The sequence below is a fragment of the Flavobacterium sp. genome, assembly GCF_043779715.1.
GTDB lineage: Bacteria > Bacteroidota > Bacteroidia > Flavobacteriales > Flavobacteriaceae > Flavobacterium.
The window spans coordinates 1-8,783 of sequence record NZ_JAYWDT010000090.1 but is presented as its reverse complement, the minus strand read 5'-3'; the positions used below and the strand labels follow the sequence as shown (position 1 = coordinate 8,783).

The 8,783-nt window shown below is 33.7% G+C and carries 8 protein-coding genes; 5 read left to right on the top strand and 3 right to left on the bottom strand.

All coding sequences use genetic code 11. The annotated features are described in order from the left end of the window. On the top strand, positions 1-245 hold a 245-nt coding region (locus ACH2BG_RS04640; RefSeq protein ID WP_395046553.1), incomplete at its 5' end, for a ribonuclease P protein component. A gap of 137 nt (positions 246-382) precedes the next feature. Here ACH2BG_RS04640 and pckA read toward each other — a convergent pair. Then, positions 383-2,008 (bottom strand): phosphoenolpyruvate carboxykinase (ATP), encoded by a 1,626-nt coding sequence (pckA, locus tag ACH2BG_RS04635; protein WP_395046552.1) that lies wholly within the window; start codon positions 2,006-2,008, stop codon positions 383-385. 69 nt (positions 2,009-2,077) lie between these two features. After that, a complete protein-coding gene (locus ACH2BG_RS04630; RefSeq protein ID WP_395046551.1) occupies positions 2,078-2,464 on the bottom strand; it encodes a DUF423 domain-containing protein in 387 nt (128 codons plus the stop codon). 84 nt (positions 2,465-2,548) lie between these two features. Here ACH2BG_RS04630 and ACH2BG_RS04625 point away from each other — a divergent pair, with 84 nt between their 5' ends. From ACH2BG_RS04625 to ACH2BG_RS04610, 4 genes are all read left to right on the top strand, one after another. Next, the gene (locus tag ACH2BG_RS04625) at positions 2,549-3,919 is read left to right on the top strand and encodes a saccharopine dehydrogenase family protein (RefSeq protein ID WP_395046550.1); all 1,371 of its coding nucleotides are present in this window, start codon (positions 2,549-2,551) and stop codon (positions 3,917-3,919) included. A 156-nt stretch (positions 3,920-4,075) separates the two neighbouring features. Beyond that, positions 4,076-4,546, top strand: a complete 471-nt coding sequence (locus ACH2BG_RS04620; RefSeq protein ID WP_395046549.1) for an Lrp/AsnC family transcriptional regulator — start codon at positions 4,076-4,078, stop codon at positions 4,544-4,546. A gap of 87 nt (positions 4,547-4,633) precedes the next feature. Next, positions 4,634-5,386 carry a UDP-2,3-diacylglucosamine diphosphatase gene (locus ACH2BG_RS04615; protein ID WP_395046548.1) on the top strand — a complete coding sequence of 251 codons (753 nt, stop codon included), beginning with the start codon at positions 4,634-4,636 and terminating at the stop codon, positions 5,384-5,386. A gap of 219 nt (positions 5,387-5,605) precedes the next feature. Then, complete coding sequence (locus ACH2BG_RS04610) at positions 5,606-7,771, top strand: TonB-dependent receptor (protein ID WP_395046547.1); 2,166 nt, start codon at positions 5,606-5,608, stop codon at positions 7,769-7,771. A gap of 227 nt (positions 7,772-7,998) precedes the next feature. On the opposite strand, the gene ACH2BG_RS04605 is transcribed toward ACH2BG_RS04610, so the two are convergent. Then, the gene (locus tag ACH2BG_RS04605; protein ID WP_395046546.1) at positions 7,999-8,427 is read right to left on the bottom strand and encodes a hypothetical protein; all 429 of its coding nucleotides are present in this window, start codon (positions 8,425-8,427) and stop codon (positions 7,999-8,001) included. Positions 8,428-8,783: the final 356 nt, after the last annotated feature.

Below are 8,783 nucleotides of genomic sequence, written 5' to 3'. Positions count from 1 at the left end.
ACGAGCAAATAAAAATGGGCGTTTCGGTTTCTAAAAAATATTTCAAAAAAGCAGTTGATAGAAATTATTTCAAACGTGTTTTGCGAGAGACTTATCGTTTAAACAAACATTTGTTATTAGAAAATTCAGAAAAAAAGTACGGATTTATGTTTTTTTATCAAGCTAAAGACCGCTTGTCTTATCAAGAAATTAATGAAAAAACGATTCAATTGTTTCAGAAATTTGTGGCTTCTATAAAAGAGTAATTAATTTTTTTCACAATTGTCTTTCCCGCGCAGGCGGGAAACTACCAGAATAGATTCCCGCCTGCGCGGGAAAGACATAACAAAAAAGAGTTACTCACTAGAGTAACTCTTTTTTTATAAACCGAATTAATAACGTATTATAATTGTGGTCCTGCTTTTATTAGATTTTTTCCTTCTTCATTATCTGTATATTGAACAAAGTTTTTAATAAATCTTCCTGCTAAATCTTCTGCTTTTGTATTCCATTCTGAAGTATCTGTATAAGTGTTTCTTGGGTCAAGAATCTCAGAATTTACGTCATGCAATGATGTTGGTACTACAAAATTGAAAACTGGAACTGTTGTAGTTTCTGCTTTTTCGATAGAACCATCTAAAATTGCATCAATAATAGCACGTGTGTCTTTTATAGAAATACGTTTTCCTGTTCCGTTCCAACCTGTATTTACCATATAAGCCGTAGCTTTATGTTCTTCCATTTTTTTAACCAATTCTTGTCCGTATTGTGTTGGGTGAAGCGATAAAAATGCTTTTCCGAAACAAGCTGAAAAAGTTGGTTCTGGTTGTGTTACTCCTCTTTCTGTCCCTGCTAATTTTGCAGTAAATCCAGATAAGAAATAGTATTTAGTTTGTTCTGGTGTTAACTTAGATACTGGAGGCATAACTCCAAAAGCATCGGCAGTTAAGAATATTACTTTGTTTGCGTGACCTGCCTTAGATACTGGTCTTACAATATTATCAATGTGATTTATAGGATAAGAAACTCTTGTGTTTTGAGTAACCGATCCGTCTTTAAAATCTATTTTTCCGTTAACATCAACCGTTACATTTTCAAGTAAAGCATTCTTACGAATGGCTTTGTAGATGTCTGGTTCGTTTGCCTCGCTTAAATCGATTGTTTTTGCGTAACAACCGCCTTCAAAATTAAAAACTCCATCGTTATCCCAACCGTGTTCGTCATCACCAATTAATTCTCTTTTGGGATCTGTAGATAAAGTTGTTTTTCCTGTTCCAGACAATCCGAAGAAAACAGCAACATCGCCGTCTTTTCCTTTGTTTGCAGAACAGTGCATCGAAGCCATTCCTTGTAATGGTAAGTAATAGTTCATCATCGAGAACAATCCTTTTTTCATTTCTCCACCGTACCAAGTTCCTCCAATTAATTGGATTTTTTCGGTTAAGTTGAAAGCTACATATACTTCAGAATTTAATCCGTGTGCTGCAAAATCTTTAAATTCAGTTTTAGAACCGTTCATTACTACGAAATCTGGCTCTCCGTAAGTTTCCATTTCAGCATCAGTAGGACGGATAAACATATTTTTTACAAAATGTGCTTGCCAAGCCACCTCAACAATAAAACGAACTTTTAGACGAGAATTTTCATTGGCACCACAAAAAGTATCTACTACAAAAAGTCTTTTTCCAGATAATTGATTGACTGTGGTTTCTTTTAGCGCATTCCAAGTATCTTGAGAAATTGCTTTGTTATCGTTGACTGCTTTGTCTGAAGTCCACCAAATCGTGTTTTCAGTAACTGCATCTTTTACAATATATTTGTCTTTTGGGGAGCGACCTGTAAATTCGCCTGTCATTACATTTACAGCACCAAGCTCGGTTAACTGTCCTCTTTCGTATCCTTCAAGAGCAGGATTTAACTCTTCTTGGTATAAAAATTCAAACGAAGGATTATGAATTATTTCTGAAGCGTTTGTTATTCCGTACTTTTCTAACGAAATCGATTCCGTAGATTGTTTATATGTTTCCATAAATAATTTTATGTGTGAATACTTGAACAAAGTGCAAAAGTATAAATATTATTTCAAACAGCTTGAGTATTATCCTTTTTTTATGCTTATATAATAAAAAGAAATTGCCCAAGAAACTATAAGAAGTAAGCCTCCTATTGGTGTTATTGGTCCCAGAAATTTAAAATTTAAACCAGTTGCTCCGCTTGATGATAATAAAAATATAGAGCCTGAGAATAAGATGGTTCCAAATAAGGTCAAATAAAAAATAATGCTTTTTTGTTTCATTTCGATGAATGTTGTTGTGCCTACAAACAGCAAAAACAAAGCATGATACATCATATAACGCACACCTACTTCAAATGAAGATAATAGTTCTGGTGTTAAAACTTTTTTTAATGCGTGTGCTCCAAAAGCTCCTAACACAATCGAAATAAATCCAAAAACTAATGCGGTGAGAATGATTTTCTTGTCCATAATCTTTTTAATTAAAAGTTCTGTTTTCTTTCGTCAAAAATATAACATTTCATTACATTTGCGTCACTTTTTTACAATCAAAAAATGAGAAATGTACTTATTATTGGAGCTGGACGCTCAGCTTCTTCACTTATAAAATATCTTTTAGATAAGTCTGAAAGCGAAAATTTGCATCTTACTATTGGCGATTTATCATTAGAATTAGCCCAACGCAAAACCAAAAATCACAAAAATGCAACTGCTATTGCGTTAGATATTTTTGATGCAAATCAGAGAAAAGCTGAAATTCAAAAAGCAGATATCGTGATTTCAATGTTGCCTGCGCACATGCATATTGAAGTGGCGAAAGATTGTATTGTCTATAAAAAACACATGGTGACCGCTTCTTATATTAGTGATGCTATGCAAGAATTAGATGTTGCTGCCAAAGAAAATAATTTGGTTTTCATGAATGAAATCGGACTCGATCCAGGTATCGATCACATGAGTGCTATGAAAATTATTGACGAAATTCGTGACAAAGGCGGAAAAATGATACTTTTCGAATCGTTTTGTGGCGGATTAGTAGCTCCAGAATCTGATAATAATCTTTGGAATTACAAATTTACTTGGGCACCAAGAAATGTAGTTTTGGCAGGACAAGGTGGTGCAGCAAAGTTTATTCAAGAAGGAACTTACAAATATATTCCGTATCACAAATTGTTTCGTAGAACCGAATTTTTAGAAGTAGAAGATTACGGACGTTTTGAAGGCTATGCCAATCGGGATTCTCTAAAATACCGAAGCATTTATGGTTTAGATGATGTCTTGACTTTGTATCGGGGAACGATTAGAAAAGTAGGCTATTCGAAAGCATGGAATATGTTCGTACAGTTAGGAATGACTGACGATTCGTACATAATAGATGATTCTGAAACTATAAATTACCGTGAATTTGTTAACCTATTTTTACCATATCACCCAACCGATTCTGTCGAAATAAAACTTCGTTTAAGTCTTGGAATCGAACAAGATGACATTATGTGGGACAAATTATTAGAACTCGATTTGTTTAACAAAAATAAAATTGTAGGTCTAAAAGATGCTACACCAGCACAAATTCTCGAAAAAATATTGACAGATAGTTGGACTTTGCAACCACAAGACAAAGACATGATTGTGATGTATCATAAATTTGGCTATGAACTAAACGGGAAACAACATCAGATAGATTCTAAAATGGTTTGTATTGGAGATGATCAAACCTATACTGCGATGGCAAAAACAGTAGGATTACCAGTAGCCATGGCGACTTTACAAATCCTAAACGGAAAAATTACAACGCCAGGCGTTCAGTTGCCTATAAAAGAGGAAGTATACATACCTATCTTGAAAGAATTAGAAGAATTTGGTATACATTTCAAAGAAACTGAAATGCCTTATGTAGGTTACAATCCTGATAAAGTTAGAAATTAGTTTTTTTGAAACTAAAAATTTTTGCCACAGATTTACACAGATTAAAACGGATTTCTCAAATAAATTTAAATTTTATTAATCTGTGTAAATCTGTGGCAAAAATTTAAACACACTATTTTAAACTAAATTTGTATTTTTACTTCAAATTATTAACCCATGAAGATAAATCAATTACAAATAGAAATAGATGGTATCGATAAAGAGATTCTTCGTTTCTTGATGGAAGATGCTCGAAAACCAATACTTCAAATTGCTAATAAAATAGGAATTTCAGGTGCAGCAATTCACCAACGATTGCGTAAACTAGAAGATGCAAAGGTTATTTCGGGTTCAAAACTAATTGTAAACACAAAAGTTTTGGGTTATAATACTATGGCTTTTGTGGGTGTTTATTTAGACAAAGCATCAAGTAACGCCGAAGCTGTAAAAGAATTAAAAAAAATTCCCGAAGTATTAGAATGTCATTATACTACAGGAAACTGGAGTATTCTTATCAAAATTATTTGTCGTGACAATGAACATTTAATGAACTTGCTGAACAAAAAAATACAACCTATTGATGGTGTTTCCAGAACAGAAACATTCATATCTTTAGACCAACAAATAGAAAGACAAATTCAATTGTAGCTAATTTGGGAATTTATATGATATCGATTCTCTTTCATCAAAAATCATTTTAGTATAAATCCTTATCTTTGTTTCAAATAAAACCAAATGACTATTTCACCATCTAAAAAAATATACTTTGCCAGCGACCAACATTTGGGCGCACCAACTGCCGAAGCTAGTTTTCCACGAGAGCAAAAATTTGTTGCTTGGCTCGACGAAGTAAAACAAGATGCCGAAGCTATATTTTTATTAGGCGATTTATTCGATTTTTGGTTCGAATATAAAACAGTTGTGCCACGAGGTTTTGTACGTGTTTTAGGCAAACTTGCCGAAATTCGTGACAGCGGAATCCCAATTTATTTCTTCGTAGGAAACCATGATTTATGGATGGGAGATTATTTCGAAAAAGAACTCAATATTCCTGTTTACCATACTACTAAAGAATTTACTTTCAACAATAAAACATTTCTAATAGGTCATGGAGATGGTTTGGGTCCTGGCGATAAGGGCTACAAACGCATGAAAAAAGTGTTTACCAGTCCTTTTTCTAAATGGTTATATCGTTGGTTGCATCCAGATATTGGTGTAAAACTAGCGCAATATTTATCGGTAAAAAACAAATTGATTTCAGGAGACGAAGATGTTCGTTTTCTAGGCGAAGACAACGAATGGTTGGTGCAGTATGCTAAATACAAACTCGAAACCAAACATTATGATTTTTTTGTTTTTGGTCACCGTCATTTACCAATGGAAATTCAAGTAGGAGAAAATTCAAAATATATTAATTTAGGCGACTGGATTGGCTATTTTACTTATGGTGTTTTCGACGGGAATACTTTCGAACTTAAGAAATATTAAAAGAAATTTGTGTAGTCTGTCTTTAAAAACTAATTTTGCACCGTCTCAAAGGGGTGCTCTAAATAACGAGCTGAGATTATACCCAAAGAACCTGGGCAAGTAATGTTGCCAAGGGAATAATGACAAACAGCTAATGTACATGTTAGTTATGTCATTGAAACATCAATTTATTAATTTAAAAAAGAATAATTCCCCCTTTTATTCGTAAAATCTTTACGGATGAAAAATTTATTTAGTTACAAAAGTTTTTTGCTTTCAATCGCAATTCTAAGCTTCAGCCTTTCTTACTCGCAAGAAGCAGACACTACAAAAATCAAAAACCTAGAGGAAGTCATGGTACAGGCCATTCGCGCCAACGAAAAAACACCAGTTACCTTCTCTAATTTTACAAAAAAAGAAATCGAAAAAAGAAATTTAGGTCAAGATATTCCAATTTTGATGAACTTCTTGCCATCAGTTGTAACCACTTCCGATGCTGGAAATGGCGTAGGTTATACCGGAATTCGTGTTCGTGGTTCCGATGCTACTCGTGTTAATGTAACAATCAACGGGATTCCGTACAATGATTCAGAAAGTCATGGAACGTATTGGGTAAACATGCCTGATTTCGCCTCTTCGGTAGAAAGTATTCAACTGCAACGTGGCGTAGGAACATCTACAAATGGAGCTGGCGCTTTTGGAGCCAGTTTAAATTTACTAACCGAATCTGATAATGCATCGGCTGGCGGAGAAATTTCAAACTCGTTTGGAAGCTTCAAAACAAGAAAACACACGGTCAAATTCAATACAGGATTGATGAATGATTACTTCGAAATTTCAGGAAGATTGTCTAAAATTAATTCTGATGGATATATCGACAGAGCAAAATCTGATTTAAAATCCTATTTTTTGCAAGGTTCTTACATTGGTAAAACCACAAAAATTAAAGCATTGGCTTTTGGCGGAAAAGAAATCACGTACCAATCATGGAACGGTTTAGAGGATTTAGATAAATTGGAAAATGACAGAACCTACAACACGTCAGGCGTTTTTACTGACGAATTTGGTAATACTCGTTTCTATGACAACGAAGTAGATAATTACCAACAAGATCATTATCAATTGCATTGGAACGAAAAAGTTTCGGAAAAATTGAATACAAATCTGGCTTTTCATTACACAAAAGGTAAGGGTTTTTATGAAAATTATAAAGAAGATGCTGATTTTGCTGATTATAATTTAACACCAGTTGGACTAGCAACTACAACCGATATTGTTCGTCAGAAATGGTTAGATAACGATTTTTACGGGACTACATTTTCTGCAAATTACAAAAACGAAAAGCTGTCAATGATTTTTGGCGGTGGCGCAAATAAATACGAAGGAAAACATTTTGGTAAAGTAATTTGGGCAAGATTGGCTTCTACAAGCGAGTTGGGAGATCATTATTATGACGACTACGGTATCAAAACTGATATAAATATTTTTGCCAAAGCAAATTATCAAATTGTAGAAAAATTAAACCTTTTTGGAGATTTACAAGTCCGAAAAGTAAATTATAAAGCCAACGGTGTTCAGCCAACATTAGTTAATGAAACTTTCGACTTTTTTAATCCAAAAGCAGGTTTAACATTTTCGCCAAACGAGAAAAACAGTCTTTATTTTTCGTACGCAGTTGCTAATCGTGAGCCTAAGCGCGAAGATTTTGAAAAGAAGAATGTAAGACCTGAAAAATTAAATGATTATGAGTTGGGTTGGCGTTTTGCAAATGCAAAAACAAAATTAAATACAAATATTTACTATATGCGTTACAAAGACCAATTGGTACTTACAGGTGCATTAAACGATGTAGGAACTCCAATTGCAGAAAATAGCGGAAAAAGCTACAGATTAGGTCTTGAAATTGATGCGAAAATAGAAATCACAAATAAGTGGTCGGTTCAGCCAAATGTGGCTATAAGCCAAAGCAAGAATCAAGATTTTTATTTTCAAAGAGATGGTGTTTTGCAAAATTTAGGAAAAACAAATGTTTCTTATTCTCCACAAATTATTGCGGGAAATATTTTAACTTTTTCACCATTAAGACCTTTGCAAATCTCGTTATTGTCTAAATTTGTAGGTGAACAATTTATGGGAAATATCGATTCGAAAGCATCTAAACTAGATAGTTATTTTATTAATGATTTGAATGTTACTTACGAAATAGAAACTAAAAAAGTATTCAAATCGATTGTGATTTCGGTTTTAGCGAACAATGTTTTAAACAGAAAATACATTTCAAATGGTTATTTTTATACTTACGACGACAGTTGGTCTAATCCGCCAAGTGTAAAAACCATAGAAGGTGCTGGATATTATCCGCAAGCTGGTGCAAATATCTTAGCAGGATTGACTTTAAAGTTTTAGGGTTAAAAACAGAAGTTAAAAAAATCCATCAAGAACGAATCTTGATGGATTTTTTATTTAACAACGTTCCCGCGCTACAAGCAGTTTGGGACTAAATTAAGCCCATTATTCGGATTAGCCAAATCATCCCAAATACAAAACCAACTTTCCATTAAGCCTAATACCCAAATTGCTTGTAGCGTGTGTTGGCGGTAGTGGTTTTAGCTTCTGCTAATTGAATTTATTTTCTATTCTCTAAACGCCCTATACCAATTGTCTTCAATTTTCCAATTGTTTTTAGGGTCTTTAATAATAAGTTCTTCAAGCTCTTTTTTTTCCTTATCGTCGTTTGTATAGACAAAACAAGTCGAAGGAGCACTAAAAAAATTTCGATAAACCCAAAAGGTAACTGTCAGCGTTTTGTTATTTTCATTTCTATAAATTCCAATGTCATTACCGCCATTTGAAACAACGGGAAATTCAAACGGCAATTCGCAAACCCAATCATTCCAACTTACATTAGGATTTAGCTCTTTTCGTTCTACTTGTTGTACAATTTCCGTGCGATTGTTGTAAAATATTACCCAATCAGCCTTTTCAATAAGACCGTTTACAAGGAATCTGCTAAATGTCAGATAAAATAAAAGAGAAAAAACGATTACATTTTGTATTCTCAATTTGGTTATTGAATTCCGTTCTTTTACAAGTTTTATAAGCTGGTTTATTGCAATTGTCAGTAATGTTAAAGAAAGTCCTATCCACAGAAGTACAACAATGAAATATGGAATAAAATAGTATTCTATTATTGTTATAAAAAACCAACCCAATATAAAATACACTAATTTACGCTGACTCATACTTTTGAAGTTCTTTAAAATTCTAAATTCGTTGCACCATTACCGCCAACAAGCCTCGGCTTTGCGGTCGTTTCTCTGGAGATTTTCTCCCGAGAGAAATGCCTCAAAGCTGAAGATGTGGGAAGTCCTGAAAGGGCTTTTCGCATCTTCGGCGTAGCCGAGGCTTGATGCTGGGA

Bases quoted from the DNA above. Each gene is read 5' to 3' on its own strand.
- pckA (WP_395046552.1), bottom strand. From the start codon at position 2,008: ATGGAAACATATAAACAATCTACGGAATCGATTTCGTTAGAAAAGTAC.
- ACH2BG_RS04630 (WP_395046551.1), bottom strand. From the start codon at position 2,464: ATGGACAAGAAAATCATTCTCACCGCATTAGTTTTTGGATTTATTTCG.
- ACH2BG_RS04625 (WP_395046550.1), top strand. From the start codon at position 2,549: ATGAGAAATGTACTTATTATTGGAGCTGGACGCTCAGCTTCTTCACTT.
- ACH2BG_RS04620 (WP_395046549.1), top strand. From the start codon at position 4,076: ATGAAGATAAATCAATTACAAATAGAAATAGATGGTATCGATAAAGAG.
- ACH2BG_RS04615 (WP_395046548.1), top strand. From the start codon at position 4,634: ATGACTATTTCACCATCTAAAAAAATATACTTTGCCAGCGACCAACAT.
- ACH2BG_RS04610 (WP_395046547.1), top strand. From the start codon at position 5,606: ATGAAAAATTTATTTAGTTACAAAAGTTTTTTGCTTTCAATCGCAATT.